The 20,781-nt window shown below is 67.6% G+C and carries 17 protein-coding genes; 11 read left to right on the forward strand and 6 right to left on the reverse strand.

The features are described from left to right. The first annotated feature begins 35 nt into the window (after nt 1–35). Nucleotides 36–1,826 (forward strand): DEDD exonuclease domain-containing protein, encoded by a 1,791-nt coding sequence (locus Q1B24_RS04795; protein WP_299923985.1) that lies wholly within the window; start codon nt 36–38, stop codon nt 1,824–1,826. A gap of 4 nt (nt 1,827–1,830) precedes the next feature. Here the strand turns inward: Q1B24_RS04795 and Q1B24_RS04800 are convergent, their stop codons facing one another. After that, entirely contained in the window at nt 1,831–2,109 is a 279-nt protein-coding gene (locus tag Q1B24_RS04800) for an Lrp/AsnC ligand binding domain-containing protein (RefSeq protein WP_299923988.1), read from the reverse strand. 334 nt (nt 2,110–2,443) lie between these two features. Here Q1B24_RS04800 and Q1B24_RS04805 point away from each other — a divergent pair, with 334 nt between their 5' ends. Genes Q1B24_RS04805 through Q1B24_RS04815 form a run of 3 tightly spaced genes read left to right on the forward strand, consistent with a single transcriptional unit; the run spans nt 2,444 to nt 8,464 of the window. Then, on the forward strand, nt 2,444–6,409 hold the full coding sequence (locus tag Q1B24_RS04805; protein ID WP_299923991.1) for an Ig-like domain repeat protein: 3,966 nt from the start codon (nt 2,444–2,446) through the stop codon (nt 6,407–6,409). Nucleotides 6,410–6,452: 43 nt separating this feature from the next. Next, on the forward strand, nt 6,453–7,082 hold the full coding sequence (locus tag Q1B24_RS04810) for a hypothetical protein (protein WP_299923994.1): 630 nt from the start codon (nt 6,453–6,455) through the stop codon (nt 7,080–7,082). Further along, nucleotides 7,058–8,464, forward strand: a complete 1,407-nt coding sequence (locus tag Q1B24_RS04815) for a hypothetical protein (protein WP_299923997.1) — start codon at nt 7,058–7,060, stop codon at nt 8,462–8,464. Before Q1B24_RS04810 ends, Q1B24_RS04815 begins: the two co-directional genes overlap by 25 nt. 7 nt (nt 8,465–8,471) lie before the next feature. Here Q1B24_RS04815 and trpD read toward each other — a convergent pair whose 3' ends face one another. After that, complete coding sequence (trpD, locus tag Q1B24_RS04820) at nt 8,472–9,500, reverse strand: anthranilate phosphoribosyltransferase (protein WP_299924000.1); 1,029 nt, start codon at nt 9,498–9,500, stop codon at nt 8,472–8,474. Between the two features lie 23 nt (nt 9,501–9,523). On the opposite strand from trpD, the gene Q1B24_RS04825 reads away from it, so the two are divergent. Beyond that, nucleotides 9,524–10,930, forward strand: coding sequence for a hypothetical protein (locus Q1B24_RS04825; RefSeq protein ID WP_299924003.1), 1,407 nt, complete (start codon nt 9,524–9,526; stop codon nt 10,928–10,930). Here Q1B24_RS04825 and Q1B24_RS04830 read toward each other — a convergent pair. Beyond that, complete coding sequence (locus Q1B24_RS04830) at nt 10,909–12,015, reverse strand: glycosyltransferase (protein ID WP_299924006.1); 1,107 nt, start codon at nt 12,013–12,015, stop codon at nt 10,909–10,911. The two genes, Q1B24_RS04825 and Q1B24_RS04830, sit on opposite strands and share 22 nt — an antisense overlap. 38 nt (nt 12,016–12,053) lie before the next feature. On the opposite strand from Q1B24_RS04830, the gene Q1B24_RS04835 reads away from it, so the two are divergent. Both Q1B24_RS04835 and Q1B24_RS04840 read left to right on the forward strand, forming a co-directional pair. Beyond that, nucleotides 12,054–12,872, forward strand: coding sequence for a class I SAM-dependent methyltransferase (locus Q1B24_RS04835; RefSeq protein WP_299924008.1), 819 nt, complete (start codon nt 12,054–12,056; stop codon nt 12,870–12,872). Next, nucleotides 12,869–13,798, forward strand: coding sequence for a hypothetical protein (locus Q1B24_RS04840; protein ID WP_299924011.1), 930 nt, complete (start codon nt 12,869–12,871; stop codon nt 13,796–13,798). Before Q1B24_RS04835 ends, Q1B24_RS04840 begins: the two co-directional genes overlap by 4 nt. Here the strand turns inward: Q1B24_RS04840 and Q1B24_RS04845 are convergent. From Q1B24_RS04845 to Q1B24_RS04855, 3 genes are read right to left on the reverse strand one after another with little or no spacing between them, the layout of a single operon-like run. Next, nucleotides 13,767–14,771: a glycosyltransferase family 2 protein gene (locus Q1B24_RS04845; protein WP_299924015.1), complete on the reverse strand. Its 1,005-nt coding sequence runs from the start codon at nt 14,769–14,771 to the stop codon at nt 13,767–13,769. The two genes, Q1B24_RS04840 and Q1B24_RS04845, sit on opposite strands and share 32 nt — an antisense overlap. Nucleotides 14,772–14,775: 4 nt before the next feature. Next, entirely contained in the window at nt 14,776–15,192 is a 417-nt protein-coding gene (locus Q1B24_RS04850) for a hypothetical protein (RefSeq protein WP_299924018.1), read from the reverse strand. Further along, nucleotides 15,185–16,174 carry a cytochrome c oxidase assembly protein gene (locus Q1B24_RS04855; RefSeq protein ID WP_299924021.1) on the reverse strand — a complete coding sequence of 330 codons (990 nt, stop codon included), beginning with the start codon at nt 16,172–16,174 and terminating at the stop codon, nt 15,185–15,187. Before Q1B24_RS04855 ends, Q1B24_RS04850 begins: the two co-directional genes overlap by 8 nt. A gap of 110 nt (nt 16,175–16,284) precedes the next feature. Between Q1B24_RS04855 and Q1B24_RS04860 the strand changes: the two genes are divergently transcribed. The 4 genes from Q1B24_RS04860 to Q1B24_RS04875 are packed head-to-tail and all read left to right on the forward strand — an operon-like array spanning nt 16,285 to nt 20,681. Beyond that, nucleotides 16,285–16,890: a heme-copper oxidase subunit III gene (locus Q1B24_RS04860; protein WP_299925097.1), complete on the forward strand. Its 606-nt coding sequence runs from the start codon at nt 16,285–16,287 to the stop codon at nt 16,888–16,890. Nucleotides 16,891–16,936: 46 nt separating this feature from the next. Beyond that, the gene (locus tag Q1B24_RS04865) at nt 16,937–17,809 is read left to right on the forward strand and encodes a cytochrome c (protein WP_299924024.1); all 873 of its coding nucleotides are present in this window, start codon (nt 16,937–16,939) and stop codon (nt 17,807–17,809) included. Nucleotides 17,810–17,865: 56 nt separating this feature from the next. Then, complete coding sequence (locus Q1B24_RS04870; protein WP_299925100.1) at nt 17,866–18,918, forward strand: Rieske 2Fe-2S domain-containing protein; 1,053 nt, start codon at nt 17,866–17,868, stop codon at nt 18,916–18,918. Further along, nucleotides 18,915–20,681, forward strand: a complete 1,767-nt coding sequence (locus tag Q1B24_RS04875; RefSeq protein WP_299924027.1) for a ubiquinol-cytochrome c reductase cytochrome b subunit — start codon at nt 18,915–18,917, stop codon at nt 20,679–20,681. Before Q1B24_RS04870 ends, Q1B24_RS04875 begins: the two co-directional genes overlap by 4 nt. Nucleotides 20,682–20,781: the final 100 nt, after the last annotated feature.

Genomic DNA, 20,781 nt, shown 5'->3' on the forward strand with positions numbered 1-20,781 from the left:
GTCGATGTCGGATCCCACGTCTAGCGTCGTCGGACATGAGCACCACCGCCCACCGTCCGTCGCGGGAGAGGTCCCGTTGGGAGGCGCAGCGCAGCTTCGACGAGCTGGGCCGGCCCCTGCGAGACCTCACCTTCTGCGTGGTCGACCTCGAGACCACCGGCGGTTCCGCCGCGGCGGGGTCGATGATCACGGAGATCGGAGCAGTGAAGGTCCGAGGCGGCGAGGTGCTCGGCGAGTTCCAGACGCTCGTCAACCCGCACACCGAGATCCCGGCGTTCATCGCGGTGCTCACCGGGATCAGCAACTCGATGGTCCACGACGCTCCTCCGATCGAGTCCGCACTGCCGGCCTTTTTGGACTTCGCAGAGGGATGCGTCCTCGTCGCGCACAACGCGCCGTTCGACGTCGGTTTCCTCCAGCACTTCGCCCGGCAGCAGGGCCGACCCTGGCCGAAGTTCGAGGTGCTCGACACGGCCAAGCTCGCTCGGCGGGTGATCACTCGCGACGACGCCCCCAACTGCAAGCTGTCGTCGCTCGCGAAGGTCTTCAACTCGACGACGACGCCCAACCACCGTGCGCTCTCGGACGCCCGCGCCACGGTCGACGTCCTACACGGACTGATGGAGCGGCTCGGCGGGCTCGGCGTCCACACCCTCGAAGAGCTCCAGACGTTCTCCGCACGGGTCAGCACCGCACAGCGCCGCAAGCGCCACCTCGCCGAGGGGCTGCCTCACTCCCCCGGCGTCTACCTGTTCCGTGATGACCGCTCGCGTGTCCTCTACGTCGGGACGTCCAAGGATCTCCGGACACGGGTCCGCACCTACTTCACGTCGTCCGAGACCCGCACGCGCATAGGAGAGATGGTCGGCCTGGCCGAGTCCGTCACCGGGATCGAGTGCGCGACACCCCTCGAGGCAGAGGTGCGGGAGCTGCGGCTGATCGCCGAGCACAAGCCGAAGTACAACCGGCGGTCCCGGTTCCCCGAGAAGGTGCACTTCCTCAAGCTCACCCGCGAGGCCTGGCCACGGCTTTCCCTGGTGCGCAAGGTGCTCGACGACGACGCCGACTACCTCGGGCCGTTCTCCTCCAAGAAGACGGCCGAGAAGTGCCTCGCGGCCCTCCACGAGACCTTTCCCGTCCGGCAGTGCAGCGGGCGCCTGCCCCTGACCCCTTCTCGCTCGGCCTGCGTGCTGGCCGAGATGGGGCGGTGCCTGTCACCCTGCGACGGTTCCACCGACGCCTCGACGTACGCCGCGATCGTGCGCCAGCTGCGCGACACGCTCCTGCGCAGCCCACAGGAGGTCGTCGAGGTGATCAACGAGCGCATGACCGCACTCGCCGACCGCGAGCGCTTCGAGGAGGCGGGCGTCCACCGCGATCGGCTCGCGACCTTCGTCCGTGCCGCCGCCCGCACCCAGCGGCTGTCGGCGTTGACCCGCTGCCCGGAGATCGTCGCCGCGCGACGGGAGGACAACGGCCGCTGGTCCGTGCACGTCGTACGCCATGGTCGACTCGCCGCGGCCGGCCTGATCCCGCCAGGCGCCGACGCCCACCAGTATGTCCGCGAGCTCGCCGCCAGCGCCGAGACCGTCAGCGACGCCCCCGGCCCCGTGCCGGCCGCGACGGCTGAGGAATCGGAGAAGATCCTGCGCTGGCTGGAGTCACCGGGCGTGCGTCTTGTCGACGTGGACGGCGAGTGGGTCTGCCCGCTCGGCGGAGCAGCCCGACACCTCGCCCTCTACGACGCGGCCAACCAGTCGCGGCTCTCGTTGGTGCCGTTCGACGAGCAGCGCCTGCCGTCGCCGGTCCACCGCCCGGTGCGGTGACGTCCTAGTCGAGCCCGATGCTGAAGGCAGACTCCAGGTCGTGCTTCGAATACGTCCGGAACGCGATGTGTGTCTCCGTCTCGGTCACGCCTTCGACCTTGTTCAGCCTGTCGGCGACGACCGCGGCGACGTCCTCGTGATCGCGCACGCGCACGAGAGCAATGAGGTCGATCTGGCCGGTCACCGAGTAGACCTCGCTTACCCCGTCCAACGAGGCGATCGCCTCGGCGACCTCGGGGATGCGGGCGACGTCGGCCTTCACGAAGACGATGGCGGTGATCATGGCTTCACCGTAGCGCCAGCGCGCGTGTCGACCGATCGGATGGAGCCGCTAGTCATTTGTGACTAGTGGAACCCGATTCCGGACCCGGGAGCGTGCGGGCGACCTAGCGTGACGGCGTCTGAGCCACGCCACGAGGGGACCAACGGGGATGTCACGAACGCTTGTCGGATCATTCGCGCGCGCCGCCGCTGTAGCCGGCCTCTGTGTCGGCCTCCTCGCGGCCCCGGGTCCGTTGGCACACGCCGCACCGCCGGCGCCGACCAGCCCGACGGCCGACGGGACGCCCATCCCCACCCTGTCGTGGGATCCACAGCCGGGCGCGACCAAGTACCGCGTGCAGGGTTCAGAGACCTCGTCGTTCTCATCGCTGCTCTTCAACCAGGAGACGACCGCCACGTCCTACACCCCGACCCGGGTCCTCCGCGCCGGCACGCTCTACTGGCAGGTCCAGGCCATCGACGGCACCGGCGCCAGCGGCTGGACCGGCTCGACGGTGGCCATCGGCGACCTCGGCAAGCCGTCCAACGTGACGGTGTCGTCCGGAGTGCTGCCGCCGGTCTCCCCGCCGATCATCTCGTGGGACGCCGTCCCGGGCGCGATCTCGTACGACGTCGAGATGGACGCCGAAGGCGACGGAGTGGGCGGCGTCGTCAAGGACGTCAGGACCACCACCTACGTCTGGCCCGACCCGCAGGGCGTCGGCGAGCGGCAGGGCACCGAGGACTTCCACGTGCGTGTGCGGGCGAAGTTCGACTATGGGCTCCAGAGCGAGTGGACCACCTACGCCAGGTACGACGTCGCCCAGCTGCCGTCGGTCACGTCGTCGGCCACCTGTGAAACCAAGCTGGTCTGCGCCCCACACCCGGCCGACGGCGTACGACCGCGGGTCGAGGTGCAGGACGTCGTCTTCGACTGGGACCCGGTCAAGGGAGCCAAGGAGTATGAGATCTGGGTCGCGCTCGACCCCGACTTCAACACGCAGATCGAGAAGCGCAAGGTCCTCTCGACCCGCTACTCCCCCACGACGACCTACGACAACAACACGTACTACTGGAAGGTGCGGGCGTACAACGCCGCGGGGGAGCCCACTCCGTGGCCTGCCTCTCCGAGCGTGTTCGACCGGCGCTGGCCGTTCAAGCCGTCGTTGGTCCACCCGCCGGTGACCACGGCGAGCCCGATCGGCGACGACGTCTACTACCAGTGGACGCCAGTGCGCCACGCCACGCGCTACGTGCTGGAGGTGGGGAGTGACGAGTACTTCACGAACGGCACCTACGCGACGTGCTCCACGCAGTCCACGACCTACGTCCCGGGTTTCGACGGTGACCGCTGCGGGCCATCGCAGGGAACGACGACGTACTGGCGCGTCCGGCCGATCGACGGGCCGGCAAACGTCAACGGCGTGTACTCCGACACGGGCCGCTTCGTCTACGACAGCGGTCGCGTCCAGCCAGTCTCACCCGCGAACGGCAGCACCGTCGCGGTGCCCACCTTCCGCTGGCAGCCGAGCCCCGACGCCAACGCCTATCGCATCACCGTCACCGGTGCTGCCGGGACCGTGAACGCGACGACCTCCGCGCTGTCCTGGACCCCCACGGCCCTCCTGCCGTCCGACGACGACGAGGTCGACCCCGGGCGCAACCCCGACCTCTTCACGTGGAAGATCACTGCTGTCGACGGCGACGGTCGCTTCTCCCCCACCTACACGGCTGGCTCGGTGCGGGTGCTGGAGGCTCCGCTCGAGGCGGGAGCCGAACCGCTTACGCCGCTGCCCCTCGCATCGGGACAGATCACCTCCCGGTTCCCCGCGCTTGCCTGGCAACCTGTCGAGTCCACCGTCGACAACCCCGTCTACTACAAGCTGCGGGTCTCCGAGACGCCCGGATACGTGCTTCCGGACAGTGCCACCTCGATCCTGTCCACGCGCCTCTACTACCCCGCAGTGACCGACCTCTCGACCTATTTCCTCAGGCCGGGCACCCGGACCTGGTGGGTGGAGGCCTACGACGACGAGACCGGCAACTACCTCGGTAGGGGACCGACCTCCACCTTCACCATCGAGGCGCCCGTACGAGCCGCGGGCCACCAGGTGGCGCTCGACGGGACGTCCGTGGATGCGGGTCACACCTGCGCGAAGCGTCTCGTCGTGACCAACGGTGTGACCGACGAGCAGACAGTCTGCACCGGCATGTCGGCGACCCCCGTCCTGGACTGGGAGTCGGTGCCGGGCGCCGGCGGCTACCAGGTGTACGTCGCCGAGGACCCCGACTTCACCAACCTCGTCTATGACGGTGAGCAGACGATCGCGTCGCGGTTCGCGCCCACTGCGTCGCACTCGCCGAGTGCCATGCCCGACAACGAGTCGGGATCCGCGTACTACTGGTACATCCGGCCATGTGCGCGCGTAATGCCGACCCACAACTGTGGCCCCGGCCCCTCCGGTCAGATCGACTCGGGGGCCAGCGCGTTCCGGAAGGTGTCGCCGCGGGTCGAGCTGGAGTCCCCGGCAGCCGACGCCACGCTGGGCGACCAGGTGACGTTCCGTTGGACCGACTACCACCTCACCAACCAGGCGACGACTCCCGTGTACGACGGGACGGTCCCGCCCTATCAGACTGCGCAGCGCTACCGTCTCCAGGTCGCGCAGTCGGCGACCATCACCGACAGCAACACGATCGATGACGTCACCGTCGACCAGGCCACCTACACCGCCTTCACCAAGACCTACCCCGAGGGTGACCTGTGGTGGCGCGTCCAGGCGATCGACGGCAGCAACAACCGTCTCTCCTGGTCCGAGACCCGCAAGATCGTGAAGGCAACTCCGGCCGCGAACCTCGATCCCGACACTGCGGCGGTGCCCGAGCGAGCAGTCGTCGATCCGGTCGCCCGCCCTGCGTTCAACAGCCGCCAGGCAGCGGGCAGCACCCTGTTCCGGTGGAGCGCCGAGGACTTCGACGCCACGTGGGAGCTCGAGGTCTACAAGAACGACGACACCGTCCCGTCCACGGGAAACCAGGTGTTCCGGACGGTGACCAAGCAGGCGGCCTTCGTCCCTGCGACCCCCCTTCCGCCCTCGTCGGAGCCCTACCGCTGGCGCGTGAGGCGAACCGACGTGGGTGGCAAGGCAGGACGGTGGTCCGACCTGGGTCGGTTCTACGTCGACCCGCTCCCGGTGCAGCTCACCAGTCCCACCGACCGGGCTGCCGTGCAGCCCATGGGGACCACCTTCCGGTGGGCGACCTACGGCGAGGCCTCGGCCCGTGCCACCAGGTACACGATCGACATCGAGCCGGTGACCAGTGGCGCCGCCAACCCGGGTGCCGTGACGACCGCTGCGACCGCCTGGTCCTCTCCCACCAACCTGACCAACGGGACGTACACGTGGTCGGTCAAGGCGCTCGACGTCGCCGGCAACAGCATCGGCTCGAGCCCCACCTGGAGCTTCACCGTGGACGCGGGGCTGCGGGCGACCACACCGACGCAGATCGCGGCTCCCGAGGGGTCGTCGGTGGGCAAGACCCTGACCAGCGTGGCGCCGATGTGGAACCAGGCCGACGTGCAGGTCAGCTACCAATGGCTGCGCAACGGCTCCGCGATCCGGAACGCGGTCGGCCCGACGTACACCTTGACGACGGACGACTACACCCGCGTGGTGTCGCTGCGGGTCACGGGCAGCAAGGCCGGCTACCTGAACGGCGTGTCCGTGAGCAACGAGATCGCCGTGACCGCAGGCGGCGCGCTGCAGAACGTCGGCGCTCCCACCATCTCCGGCTCTGCGACGCCCGGCGGGAGCCTGAAGGCAGCCCCGGGCTCGTGGTCCCCCGCGGCGACCACGTTCCGCTACCAGTGGCTCCGAACCGGCGTCCCCATCCCGGGAGCGACCAGTGCGACGTACCGCGTCACCACGGATGACGCCGGCAAGGACCTGTCGGTCGCAGTCTTCGGCTCGGCCGAGGGGTTCAACGAGGGATCGGCTACCACGGCGGCAGTGTCGGTGGCTCGACTTAAGTCTGCGACGGCCGGCGCACTCAAGTCGTCGCGGGTGAAGGTGGGCAAGCGGGCGAGGCTGACCGTCACGGTGACGGTCGCCGGGCTCGCCACGCCGACCGGCGTCGTGCAGGTCCTCGACAAGGGCAAGAAGATCGCCCAGTTCACGATGGCGCCCGTCCACAAGGGCAAGAAGGCCCTCAAGCTGAAGAAGCTCCCCAAGGGCAAGCACCGGCTGCAGGTGGTCTACGTCGGCAACGCCCAGACCTTCGGCTCGAAATCGAAGAGGATCATCCTCTACGTGGTGAAGTGACGAAGTGCCGCACACCGGTCACGGCGGGGGATAGTCTCCCGCCGTGACCTGGCTCGCTGACCATTGGCTCGACGTCCTGGGTTGGGGCGGCAGCGCCCTGCTCGTCTACTCCCTCCTGCAGGCGAGCGTGCTCCGGCTGCGCGTGCTGAATGCGATCGCGTGCGTGCTGCTCATCGTCTTCAACACGGCCCTCGAGGTATGGCCGATGGTCGGCATGAATGTCGTGCTGGTCGCCATCAACACCTGGTTCATCGTCCGGCTCCTGCGCGACCGCCATGACGAGACCGCGTTCGAGGTGCTCGAGGTCGGTCCGGCCGACGAGTACCTCCGTCACACGCTTCGCGTGCACGGGGCGGACATCCTCAAGTTCAATCCCTCCTTCGTCCACGACCCGTCCGACGACCAGGGCGCGTTCCTGGTCCAGAAGGGCGACGAGACCGTCGGAGTCGTGCTCCTGCGGGAGAACGGCGACACTGCCGACGTGCTGCTCGACTACGTCACGCCACGCTTCCGTGACTTCTCGCCCGGCGAGTTCGTCTGGCGCAAGAGCGGACTGCTCGCAGGTCGAGGCATTCGGCGTGTGGTTACACCTCCTGGGATGGTGGGGGCCTACTACGAACGCATCGGGTTCACCGCACGTGGCGACGCGTGGGTGCTGGACGTGACCGGATGATCTCGATCCTGGTCCGGCGCGTCGGACCGCTCGTCGTCGTTGCCGTCCTGCTTGTCGTCCTCGTGCTCCTGCAGCAGGCGCCGCCCGCGCAGGCGGACCTGTGGTTCCACCTGCGCTTCGGTCAGGAGTTCCTCGACGGGTGGCGGATCAGCTCCCCGGGCAACCTCGGGGTCTTCGACACGGCGCAGTGGATCCCGACGCAATGGCTCTCCCAGGCTGCCATGGCCTGGTCCGTGGATCGCTGGGGGCTCGACAGCGTCATCTGGGGCACCGGCGTCCTGGTCCTGTCATTGGTCGTCCTGCTGTTCGCGACCTGCCGCCGGTTCGTCGACCCGCTGCCGGCCGGCATCGCTGTCGTCATCGGTACGATCGCCGCATACCCGGGGTTCACGGCTCGCCCGCAGCTGCTCAGCTACCTATTCGTGGTGGTGACCGTCGCCGCATGGCTGGCCACCTCGCGAGACGGTCGAGTGCGCTACTGGCTGGTGCTCCTCGCCTGGCTGTGGCCCATGTGCCACGGCATGTGGCCGGTCGGCATCTCGATCTCGGCTGCGGCTGTCGCCGGCATGGTGCTCGAACGCCGCTACTCCCGCAGGTTCCTCGCCCGGGCGGCCACGATCCCCCTCGCGTCCCTCGTGGTGGCCGCCCTGACCCCTATCGGCATGGACACCTACCGATCGCTGGTCTCGATCGGCAGCAGGTCGGAGTACTTCGCCGAGTGGGGCGCTCCCGACTTCACCTCGCCCTCCTCCGCGGTGCTCGCCGCGATGGTTCTCGTGGTGGTGACATGCGGGTTCCGGTCGAAGCCAGTCCCGTGGGTCCACGTCACACTGACCGTGCTGGCGATCGCGTGGAGCCTGTACTCGATGCGGACGACCGTCGTCGGTGCCCTCATCCTCACCCCGCTGCTGGCGATGAGCCTGGGACGCCTCGTACCGTCGGAGGTCCCGTTCGCCAGACGTGAGCGACTGGTCCTGCTGGCGATGACGCTGACGGCCTGCTGCGCGCTCTGGCCCGTGGTGCAGAGTCGCTCCGACGTGGCGGTCGTGCCGAGCTGGGTGAACAATCGGCTCGACGAGCTGGCACCCGGCACCCCGCTTCTCAACGACTGGGACAGCGGCTCGTTCCTCCTCTACCGACATCCCGATCTCGAGCTCGTCATGCACGGTTATGGCGACGTGTTCACGGACTCGGAGATCCAGCGCAACTACGACCTGACGCGCCTGCGCCCGGGCTGGGACGACGAGCTCGCCGACCTCCAGGTGTCGGCCGCGCTGCTCGACCCGCAGTCGCCGCTGGGGTACACGCTCGAACACGTCCTTGGTTGGGAGGTCGAGCAGGAGGACGACGACTTCGTGTTCCTGGTGCCTCCGCAGACCTGAGCCGACGTCAGGCCGAGGTGGCTGCCACCCACCGATCGAGCGCGGCCTGCGCAGCGCCCGAGTCGATCGCCTTGGCCGCCTTCGCCACCCCGACCTCCAGCGCGGCATCGACGTCGGCGTCCGGTGAGTCGTAGACCGCCAGCGCCGCCCCGGCGTTGAGCACCACGGCGTCACGCACAGGCCCCTGCGCGCCAGCCAGCAGGCGTCGCACGACATCGGCGTTCTGGGCGGCGTCTCCACCGCGGAGGTCCTCGGTGGTCGCGCGGGCGATGCCGAGGGACGCAGGGTCTACCGACGACTCGGTGACCGTTCCGTTGCGGACGCGCCACAGGGTGGAGGTCGTCGTGGTCGTCAGCTCGTCGAGGCCGTCGTCGCCGCGGAAGACCCAGGCGTCGACGGCACGTTGGGCGAGCACTCCCGCCATGACGGGAGCCATGCGGGCATCGGCACAGCCGATGGCCTGCGCCTGCGGGCGGGCCGGATTCGTCAGCGGACCGAGGATGTTGAACGTCGTGGCGATGCCGAGCTCCCGACGCGGTGCTGCGGCGTGGCGCATGGCCGGGTGGAAGGCGGCGGAGAAGCAGAACGTGATGCCCGCCTCCTCGGCTATCGCGGCAACGCGCGCGGGAGCGAGGTCGAGGCGGATGCCGAGGGCCTCGAGGACGTCGGCGGAGCCGGACTTCGAGGACGCCGAACGGTTGCCGTGCTTGACCACCCGCGCGCCGGCGCCGGCTGCGACGATCGCGGCCATCGTCGAGATGTTGACCGACATCGAGCGGTCACCGCCGGTGCCGACGATGTCGAGCAGGCGGCCGGGCACAGAGATCGGGTTGGCCGCGGCGAGCATCGCTTCGGCGATGCCCGCAACTTCCTCGACCGTCTCGCCCTTGGCGCGCAACGCGACGACGAGCCCGGCGAGCTGGACCGGGGTGGCCGCGCCGGCGAAGACCTCATCCATAGCCCATCGCGCCTGCTCGGTCGTCAAGTCGCCACCGGCGACCAGCCTGGAGAGGACGTCGGACCACGTGTGAGACATGGTGTCAGATTAGTGGTTGAGGCGTGAGCGCCGTCGATTTGCCCGCAGGCGAGGCGATTGTCGTGAACAATGAAGGCGTGTCAAAGACCTCCGCGCCCAACGACTCCAGCAGCACGTCGTCGGAATGGCGGATGCCGTCTGTTGTCGCTGCCATCTGCCTGTCTGTCTTTGTTGCGACGGCAAGCTACTCGACTGGCTCTGGCGACGTGGCCGCTGCGAATGTTCTGTCGTGGCAACTGACGTCGGCTGGTGACCCGATCTTCCGCGACACGACATACCCGCCTATTGACGACCACCCGGGCCGCGACATCTGGGTCATCGAGCGCTCCGACGGGCAGGAGGTCATCGGTCGCTCCCCCGGAGCCGTCGCGGCCGCCATACCCGCATACGCACTCTTCGGGCGCGAGACGTTCTCCCTGATTCCTGGGGCTGTGACCGCCGCCCTGATAACAGCCCTTGCCGTCCTGCTCCTGGCCCTGACACTCCGTGAGCGGCTCGCCCCCCGCGAAGCGGCGCTGGGTGCGCTTGTGTTCGCTTTGGGCACGCCGGTGTGGACCGTGGCAGCTGACGGTATGTGGCCGCACACGATCACGATCGTCGGTGTCTGCGGAATGGGTTGGGCCGCAACGCGAGAGCGCTGGTGGCTCGTTGGACTGTTCGGCGGTGTCGTGGTGTGGGGACGATTGCATGCCGCGGTGATCGTCGCGGTGTTCGGACTTCTCCTCGGCTGGCGCCGCAGGGACGCTGGGCTCACAGCTGTCATCGGCGCTTCGAGCGGTCTGATGCTGCTCCTGCAAGCAGCGTGGACGCGCTGGATCTATGGAGACTGGAATCCCATGGCTTCGTACGAGACCGACAAGTTCGGCGAGTATGCAGAGACGCACACGCTCGATGTCGTCAACCAGCTCGGCTTCTGGGTATCGCCGGGGCGAGGTCTCCTCGTCTGGACCCCAGTCATCCTCTTGCTCGTGCCCTCTTTGCTGAAACGCTGGACCACATTGCCGGAATGGAGCAGAGCTCTGTTGCTCGGCGGGATTGCCTATACCCTTCTGCAGGGGCTGCTCAATCGCTTCAGCGGAGGGGACGCTTTCTACGGATATCGACTCACGCTGGAGCTGCTTGCGTGCGCGGCCCCCGCTTTGGCGTACGCCGCAACAAGCGTGGGGCCGGCGGCGCGGCGGCTATTGGCGCCGGTGCTGATATTTCAGGCTCTGATCATCGCCGCCGGAGCGGCGAACCAGACGCTGGGTTCGACCACCGAGGAGGTGTGGACCCATCACGCTCTCTTCTCCGTCATGGTGCAGCAGCCGTACGTCCTCCTTGGCTTTGCTGCAACCGGGCTCGCCGCGACCTACCTCGCTTGCCGCATCTGGGCTGGCACGCCGCAGGCGTCGCTGACCGACGTGCCTCAGGCAGTCGAGTCACGCTGAGTCTGTACTCCCAGCGCCGCGAGGTAATCACTCCACATCCCAGATGTGTCCGACCGGCGAACCCCCCTGCGCAATCGTAGTTCTGTGCCGTCGCTGTAGAAACGCTCAAGCGCGCTTGCCAGTGCCTCCACATCATCCGGGGGCACTACCAGTCCGTCCACTTCTGGTGTGACGCGTTCTGCCAGCGCACCGACGTCGGTCGCGATGACGGGCACACCGAAGTCGAACGCCGTCAAGGGGCCTTGGGAACCGGTAGCAGTGCGGTACGGAAGCACCAGCGCGTCGACTCGGTCGAAGATCGTCGGCACCTCCTCCGCAGCAACATACTCCGGGATGAACTCGACGCGGTCCTCGATTCCGAGCTGTTGACAGAGATTCGTGTACTCTGCCGCCCCGTGCCAGAACTCCCCTGCCACCCTGAGCTCGACCCCTGCGGGACCCTGCGCCAGCGCGCGCAACAGGACGTCAAGACCCTTGTAGGGCCTGACGATCCCGAAGAACAGCAGCCTTCGATGAACCTGATCGGACATCGCCCCTCTTGAAGTGAAGGAGTCCGGTCCGAAGGGCGGCAGCGGTACTGATGCGATAGTACTGCTGGTTAGCGTCGCTGCCAGCGCGGCCTGATCGGCCGAGTGGGTGAGCACCAACTGTGCGCGAGAGAGGAGTGCTGATACCAACGGTCGCTGCAGGGCGGTCCGTTCGTGCGGCAGCACGTTGTGGCAGATGATCGCCGAACGTCCTCGTTGCGGCGCCCCCAGCCGCAGGAGGATCCAGTAGGCGGGCACTTGAACCGGGGTGACGTGCGCAAGTACGACGAAGTCGGCGCCGCGCAGGCGACGCGCCTCCGAGATCCAAGTCCAAGGCCACGCCCAGTGGAGGCGACGCCGAGTGGCGGCGATAGGCTGGATCTCCGGCGGACCAGTCACATGTTGGGCGCCAGGATACAGCAGGCGCGGGTACTGACTCTTCCACGACACCACTTCCACATCATGGCCAGCTTCATGCAAGGCGCGGGCCAGGACTGTCGTGTGCTGAGCGACCCCACCCTTGAACGGATGGGTAGGTCCGACCACCGCTACACGCACGGCTGCACGCTAGCAGGGCGATCGCTAGGATCCGTCGTGTGCCCGAGACCCACCCGGAGCGAAAACCACAGCACGAGTACTCCGACCTCCAGCCTTTGACCAAGGACCGCGCCAAGCGAGTCGTCAAGTCCGAGAAGATCGTCAAGGTCATTCAGCACTTCCTGGGACGTCACGACCTGACGGGATCTACGGCGTTGGACATCGGGGCCTCTACCGGCTTCACCGTGAGTGCTCTCGCGGCTACGGGCGCCACCGCCATGGGTGTCGACATCGACGCCTCCGCGTTGGCGTGGGCGCGACGCGAGGTCCACGGCGCTGACCGACTCTTCATCGCCGACGGATCGCGTCTTCCGCTTGGCGACGAATCGGTCGACGTCGTGGTCCTCAATCACATCTACGAGCACGTGGTCGATCCGGACGCGGTCTTGGCCGAGATCAAGCGCGTGCTGGCTCCACAAGGCGTGGCCTACCTGGGCTTGGGAAATCGCCTCGGGGTCATGGAACCCCACTACCGCCTGCCCTTCCTGTCGTGGCTGCCCCGCGCAGCTTCTGATCACTACATGCGACTCGCAGGCCGAGGCGACCACTACTACGAGCGGTTTCGTACGAGACGGGGTCTTGTAAATATGTGCAGTGAGTTCGTCATCTGGGACTACACCCTGCCGGTACTGTCACACCCCGACCTCTTCGGCGCCCGAGACATGATCACCCCAACGATGGACCGGATCCCGCCGCGCGCATGGAGGACCTTAGTACCCGTCTTGCCAACGTACATTTGGGTACTCACACCCGGTGACCGCCAACCTGGTGGCACTCGCACCAACCCACCCCCCAGACGCTTGACCGCCCGACGGTGACCGCACGCTACGTGAGACCCGTCGCCACGGGTGCGTTCGTACTGGGCTGCGTCGCGATCGGCACCTGGCTCGTAGCGAGGGACCGGGACGCGGTCACGCAAGCGGCGGCGCAGCTCGCGGTGTGGCAATTGGCGGCCGCGTGCGGCTTCGCTGCGCTCGCGATGTGCGCCATGCTGATCTCGTGGGTTCACGCAACTCGCGCGTGCGGTATCGACTTGCCCATTCGGGAGGGGTGGACAATCTTCTCGGTCTCCCAGCTGACGAAGTACCTGCCCGGGGGAGTGTGGCCGATCGTGACTCAAACCGCTCTAGGTCGGAGCATCGGACTCCCTGCTGCCGCAATGTCCTCGGCCGGGGCCGTGCACCTGGTCCTGACAGTCTGGGTAGCTCTTTCTGTGGGCGGGGCATTGGCACTCCTAGTGCTGCCGGTCAAGGGGTGGATTGCGTGGGCTCCCGTGATGGCCGCTGCCTTGACCGTCACGCTGTGGCCACCAGTACTCAACCGTCTCCTGTCACGTGCGAGCAGGCTGACGCGACGGCTCGGTATTGAACTCGACCTGCCATCTGTGTCGACAAGAAGCCTGGTCTCGTCGACCGCGTGGTGCCTCGTCGCCAACGGACTTTTCGCCCTGCACGTCTCCGCGCTACTGCCATCGCCCTCGGTTCGGGCCTCGCTGGAGAACGTGGGGCTGTCCCTCGTCGCCTACAGCCTCGCGTCAGCAGCCGGCGTACTGGTGGTGATGGCTCCTGCCGGCGCCGGAGCGCGTGAAGGGGTGCTCGTGCTGGCTCTCACGTCGCAGCATCCCTTGTCCGTCGCCCTCGTCGTCGCAGTTGTGTCCCGAGTTGTGCTCATAGGCGTAGACCTCGTCCTCGCCATGACCCAGACGCTGCGAGTCAGGGCGCGGGTGCGGTCACGGCTTGGGTGACGAGCGGATCAACTACGGCGTGACGATCTTCTCCAGCGGAGAACCGCGCACGTTTGGTGTGCTCGAGGGTCGTTTCTATGAGGATGCGGTTGGTGCGGATCAGATCAGAAATCACACCCAGCATCCCGCTGAGGAAAGCCATGATCAGGAGCACTGCGCCCACAAGCAGCGACTGCAAATGGCCGCCGCCGTCGCCCGCGGCCTCGATGACGGCGTACCGGAGGAACGGGACGAGGCCGAGGACCCCGAAGGCTGCCATTAGCGAACCAAAAATCACGTACGGTCGGAACATGATGTAGCTACGGACTATGGCTGCACCGGAGCGCCAGACGTGCTGGCGCGTCGAGGAGAACAGCCGGGAATCCCGGGTCTTGGCGTTGGTCACTACAGGGACGCTGTCGATCGCGAGACGCATGTTCCCCGCCTGGATGATCGTTTCCATGCAGTAGCTGAAGCGGGTCACCGTGTTGAGCCTCATGAGGCTCTCTCGGGAGTATGCCCGAAAACCGCTGGCGGCATCAGGGAGCTCAGTGCCCGCAACTTTGTTTACGACACCGCTGCCGAGGCGCTGCAGTGCCTTCTTCATCGGCGAGAAGTGCTGGATCTGACCCGTTTGCCGGTCCGCGATGACGACGTCCGCATGCCCGTCACGGACGGGTGCCACGAGATCGCAGATGCGGTCCTGCGGGTACTGGTTGTCACCATCGGTGTTGACCACAATGTCCGCGCCGAGGGCCAAGGCGTAGGAGATGCCGTCTTGGAAGGAGCGGGCAAGCCCGCGGGTGCTGGTGTGGCGCACGAAGTGCTCTACACCGTGCTGGCGGGCTATTTCGACCGTTCGGTCGGTGCAGCCGTCGTCGATCACCACGACGACGATCTCATCGATGCCCTCGATGGTCCGAGGGATGGACTCCAGCACCGACGGGAGAGTGGACTCCTCGTTCAGGCAAGGAATCTGGACGACGAGCCTCACCGCATCAGGAGGTGGCCGGGACCGAGGAGCGGAGCAGGCCGATGACGGCCTCGGCGAGCTGGATCGGGTCGATCGGGTGCGGGACGGCGGCCTCGGCGCGCGACCAGGTGGCGAGCCAGGCGTCCTGCGGGCGACCGGTCAGCACCACGACGGGCGGGCACTGGAAGATCTCGTCCTTGAGCTGCTTCGCGATGCCCATGCCGCCGGCGGGCACGGCCTCGCCGTCGAGGATCGCCAGGTCGATGTCGCCGCGGTCCATGTTCTGCAGCACCACCGGCTCGGTGGCGACCTCGACGTACTCGAGCTCGGGGAGGTCGGGGTGCGGACGGCGACCCAGCGCCAGGATGACCTGCTGGCGGGTGTTCACGTCGTCGCTGTAGACGAGGACCTTGAGCGAACGGTCTGCGGCGGCTTCAGTCACGAGACGCATCGTAACCGTCGTCACCCGTCGCCGGCGCCGAGGCATGCGTCACAGGCCGCGCCGTCGGCGTACGCCGCTCAGCGAGGTCGAGCCGCCGGTCCTCGCGATCGGCCTCCTTCATCGACGAGCGCACCCACTGTGTGAAGAGCACGCCGAAGAAGAGGACGCCGATGAGGTCGCCGCTGGCCCAGAGGATGCCTCCGGCCAGGTGCTGGTCCTCGAGCATCGGGGGCAGCCACGCACCCATCGGGCCCTCCCGGAGCGCGACGTAGTGCTCCTCCCCGATGAGCGTCGTCTGGCCCATGATCGTGACGCCCAGGAACGCGTGGAAGGGCAGTGTCATGAGGACGAGGAGCACCCGGAACGGGTAGCCGACCCGGCCGGGGACCGGGTCGATACCCATCAGCGGCCAGAAGAACAGCGTGCCGACCAGCACGAGGTGGATGTGCATCATCTGGTGGACGAAGGACGAGCTCAGGCTGGCGTCGTACCACGGGCTGAAGTAGAGCGCCCAGGGCGAGGCGACATAGAGCACGAACGCCAGGGGCGGGAACGCCAGCACCTTGGCGACCCGGGAGTGGAGCACCGCCAGCAGCCACCGTCGCGGCGTCGCCGGCAGCGTGCGCAGGGCGAGGGTGACCGGCGCGCCGAGCGCCAGGGCGAGCGGCACGACCATCGACAGCACCATGTGCTGGACCATGTGCACGCTCAGGAGCGTGGTGTCGTAGATGCCCAGCCCCGACATGGTGGCGAAGGCGAAGGAGCCCATCCCGAGCACCACGAACGACAGCGTCCGACCGATCGGCCAGCGGTCCCCGCGGCGGCGCAGCACGCCCACCCCCACGGCGTACAACCCGACCGCCCAGATGGTCACCACGAACGGGATCGGGTCGATCCCCCAGTCCGTCAGGACGCGTCCGAGCGTGAATCTCGGAAGGACCTCGGCGGCGTCCGCGGAGAGGGCGAGGAGGGTGTTGAGCACGCTGTGAACTTTATGACGGAGCAACACAGGGGGTCGGGGTGCCCCTTGTCCCCACCAACGGCCATAATGTCTGCGTGGCGACAGCAACTGCGACGATTCCGGCCTCCCGTCTGCACGGGCACCACGACCGACCCAGCATGGTCAGCGTGGGCACGATCATCTGGCTCTCGAGCGAGCTGATGTTCTTCGCGGCGCTGTTCGCGTCCTACTTCACCATCCGCGCGGTGAGCCCTGAGCTGTGGGCGCAGGAGACCGCCCTGCTCAACGTTCCCTTCGCGACAGCCAACACCGCCATCCTCGTGGCGTCGTCCTTCGCCTGCCAGTGGGGCGTGTTCGCCGCGGAGCGCGGCCAGGTCGGGCGCACCGGGGGCCTGCTCAACTTCACCAAGTGGGGCCTGCGCGAGTGGTTCATCCTCACCTACGTCATGGGCGCCATCTTCATCGGCGGCCAGGCGCTGGAGTACGCCGAGCTCATCGAGCACGGCGTGACCATCCCGAGCTCGGCCTACGGCTCGATGTTCTACCTGACCACCGGGTTCCACGGCATCCACGTGGTCGGCGGCCTGATCGCCTTCCTGTTCGTCCTCGGCCGCACCTACCTGGCCCGCCGCTTCACCCACGAGCAAGCCGTCACCGCCATCGTCGTGTCCTACTACTGGCACTTCGTCGACGTGGTCTGGATCGGTCTGTTCTTCACGATCTACGTCATCCAGTAAGCACGCCCAGACAGCCATCACCGTCGCAACTGGCAAGGACTCAAAAGTGCGTTTGCTCAACCGAACCGCTGGGCGCCTCTCCCGGCACCGTCGGGGACCTCTTGCGGGTCTCGCCGTGCTCCTCCTGGGGCTGCTGATCAGCGGCTCCCTCTACACGGTCTTCTCCCCCGCCCAGGCTGACTCGCAGCCGAGCGAGACCGAGCAGGTCGCGAAGGGCAAGGAGCTCTTCCTGGCCAGCTGCTCGTTCTGCCACGGCCAGAACGGCGAGGGCGTGCCCACCGTCCGCGACGGCTACCAGCTCGGCCCCTCGCTCGTCGGCGTGGGCGCCGCGGCGGTCGACTTCCAGGTCGGCACCGGTCGCATGCCGATGGCTGCCCCGGGCCAGCAGGCTCCGCGCAAGAAGGTCGTCTTCAACGACGAGGAGATCGCTGCCCTGGCGGCGTACGTCGCCTCGCTCGGCCCCGGCCCGGCCATCCCCAACGAGTCCGACTACTCCATCGACGACCTGTCGGAGGAGGAGCGCCAGGAGGCCATCTCCCGAGGCGGTCAGATCTTCCTCACCAACTGCACTGCGTGCCACAACTTCAACGGTGCCGGTGGTGCCATGCCGCGCGGCGGCTACGCGCCCTCGCTCCACGGCGTCGAGCCCAAGTACATCTTCGAGGCGATGCTCACCGGGCCCCAGCAGATGCCCAACTTCAGCAACGGCAACCTCTCCCCCGAGGAGAAGCGGGACGTCATTGCCTACCTCGGTAGTCTCGAAGAAACCCCCGAGTACGCCGGCTTCACGCTGGGCGGACTGGGTCCGGTGTCCGAGGGCCTCTTCGCCTGGGTGGTCGGTATCGGTGGCTTGGTGGGCGCAGCGGTCTGGATCGCCTCGCACACCACCCGCACGAAGAAGAGCAAGGTGAACGCGTGAGCAACGACAACTCCTCGACGCCGGAGCACCCGGTCAACGCGCCCGACGGCACCCCGGTGCCGTACGAGACGCACGTGCCCACGCACCGCGAGACCGAGCCGATCGCCGACCCGGGCCTCCCGCCCCACACCTGGCGCCCCACCGACGTCGACCCCAAGGCCGAGAAGCGCGCCGAGCGCCAGATCGCCGCGATGTTCATCGCTGCGATGATCAGCGCGATCCTCTTCGTGGTCGCCTACTTCACCTTCGAGGTCGGCGACAACTGGGACACCTTCGCCGGCATGGGTGCCTCCACGGTCGCCCTGGGCCTCACCCTCGGCGTGAGCCTGCTGCTCATCGGCACCGGCATCATCCACCTCGCCCGCAAGCTGATGGCCGACCACGAGATGGTCGAGATGCGCCACCCCGCTGCCTCCCCGCAGGAGGACCGCGACGCCACCGTCCAGGCGCTCAACGACGGTCTCGCCGAAGCCGGCATCGGCCGCCGTCCGCTCGTGCGCAACACCATGATCGGCGCCGTCGGCGTGCTCGGACTCCCTGCGGTCGTGCTCCTGCGCGATCTCGCCCCGGGCAACGCCCTCGACATCAGCAAGCTCGGCCACACCATCTGGGACCCGGGCATGCGTCTGGTGCGAGACGTGGTCGGCACGCCCATCCTCGCCAGCGAGGTCGAGGTGGGCGACCTCATCAACGGCACCGCCGAGGCGATGTTCCCGACCGAGGAGAACGGCTACCCCGAGCTCCACGGCGCGGAGGAGCAGGCCGAGAAGGCCAAGGCCGCGATCATCGTCGTCCGGATGGACCCCGACGACATCACCCCGCTCGAGGGGCGCGAGAAGTGGACCGTCGACGGCATCATCTGCTACTCGAAGATCTGCACCCACGTGGGCTGCCCGATCTCCCTCTACGAGCGCACCACCCACCACGTGCTGTGCCCGTGCCACCAGTCGACCTTCGACCTCGCCGACCACGCTCGGGTCGTCTTCGGTCCGGCTGCCCGCCCCCTCCCACAGCTGCCCCTGGCAGTGGACGACGAGGGCTACCTGGTCGCGCAGAGCGACTTCACCGAGCCCATCGGGGCCAGCTTTTGGGAGCGTGAGAAGCTGTGAGCACGGACTCCAGGATCGACACCAGCAAGGTCGCGACCAGCAACGGCACGACCGCTGCGACCGCGTCCAAGCCCGGCCCCGCCGGCTCACTCGCGTCGTGGGCAGACGACCGCCTCGGCCTCGCCACGGCGATGAAGAAGAACCTGCGCAAGGTCTTCCCCGACCACTGGTCCTTCATGCTCGGCGAGATCGCCCTCTGGAGCTTCGTGGTCCTGCTGCTCACGGGTGTGTTCCTCACGCTGTGGTTCAACCCGTCCATGGGTCACATCACCTATGAGGGCTCCTACGACCAGCTGCGCGGCGTGGGGATGTCGGAGTCGATGGCCTCGACCCTCAACATCTCCTTCGACGTGCGCGGCGGGCTGCTGATGCGTCAGATGCACCACTGGGCCGCGATGATCTTCATCGCCTCGATGATGGTCCACCTGCTCCGCGTGGCCTTCACCGGTGCCTACCGCAAGCCTCGTGAGCTCAACTGGGTCATCGGCTGCCTGCTGCTGCTCCTCGGCACCCTCGAGGGCTTCACCGGATACTCGCTCCCTGACGACCTGCTCTCCGGCACCGGCGTCCGGGCGGCGGACGGCTTCCTCAAGGCGACCCCGGTCGCCGGCAGCTACATGTCGTTCCTGCTCTTCGGCGGCGAGTTCCCCGGCGAGTCGATCATCCCCCGCCTCTACATCATCCACGTGCTCCTGATCCCGGGCATCCTGCTGGCGCTCATCGCTGCGCACATGCTGCTGCTCGTCTACCACAAGCACACGCAGTGGCCCGGGCCCGGCCGCACCGAGCAGAACGTCGTCGGCTTCCCGATGCTGCCGGTGTACGCCGCGAAGGCCGGCGGCTTCTTCTTCATGGTCTTCGGGATCATCGCCATCATGGGCGGCCTGCTCTCGATCAACCCGGTGTGGAAGTACGGCCCCTACGACCCGACCAAGGTGACGGCCGGCTCGCAGCCCGACTGGTACATGGGCTGGCCCGACGGCCTCCTGCGCCTCGTCCCGACCGGCTGGGAGTCGGTGATCTTCGGCTACACGATCTCCTGGAACGTGATGCTGCCGATCCTCATCGTGCCTCCGATGATGTTGGTCATCCTGATGCTGCTGCCCTTCATCGAGGGCTGGATCACCGGCGACAAGCGTGACCACCACCTGCTCCAGCGCCCGCGCAACGCGCCGACGCGCACGGCGGTCATGGTGTCCCTGATGACCTTCTACGGCCTCGCCTGGGCCGCCGGCGGCAACGACATCATCGCCATCAAGCTCGACCTGAGCATCAACCAGATCACGTACTTCATTCGTGTGGCCATCTTCCTCGGCCCGGCGCTGGCGTTCTGGATCACGCGGCGCTGGTGCATCTCGCTGCAGCGCCACGACAACGAGAAGCTGCTCCACGGCTACGAGACGGGCGTCATCACCCGTTCGCCCGAGGGCCAGTACGCCGAGCGGCACCTGCCGATCAACGAGACGTCCGCCTACACGCTCACCGCACGCGACCGCGACGAGGTCTACACGGTCGGGAGCGACACCGACGCCTCCGGCGTGGCCGCCCCCAACTCGCGCTCGGAGAAGCTGCGGGCCAGGCTGTCGTCGTGGATGTACAGCCACAACGTGCAGAAGCCCACGCGCGCCGAGCTCGAGGAGGCGCGCCACCACGCCGAGCACGAGGCCGAGCTCCAGTCGGGTCTCGACCACCCGGTCGACGGTCACCAGTTCGACGACCACCGCCTCCGCGACACCGACGACGTGCCGCTGCGCGACCACTGATCGTCGTACGACGAGCACGAGGGCCCGCCGGGAGTCATCCCGGCGGGCCCTCGTCGTTCGTCCTGACGCCCGCTCGCGACGTATGCAGCGGTGCGTGAGC

Origin of the sequence: uncultured Nocardioides sp. (genome assembly GCF_947488025.1) — a bacterium.
In the GTDB taxonomy this organism is placed as follows: domain Bacteria; phylum Actinomycetota; class Actinomycetes; order Propionibacteriales; family Nocardioidaceae; genus Nocardioides.

Bases quoted from the DNA above. Each gene is read 5' to 3' on its own strand.
- Q1B24_RS04795 (WP_299923985.1), top strand. From the start codon at position 36: ATGAGCACCACCGCCCACCGTCCGTCGCGGGAGAGGTCCCGTTGGGAG.
- Q1B24_RS04800 (WP_299923988.1), bottom strand. From the start codon at position 2,109: ATGATCACCGCCATCGTCTTCGTGAAGGCCGACGTCGCCCGCATCCCC.
- trpD (WP_299924000.1), bottom strand. From the start codon at position 9,500: ATGTCTCACACGTGGTCCGACGTCCTCTCCAGGCTGGTCGCCGGTGGC.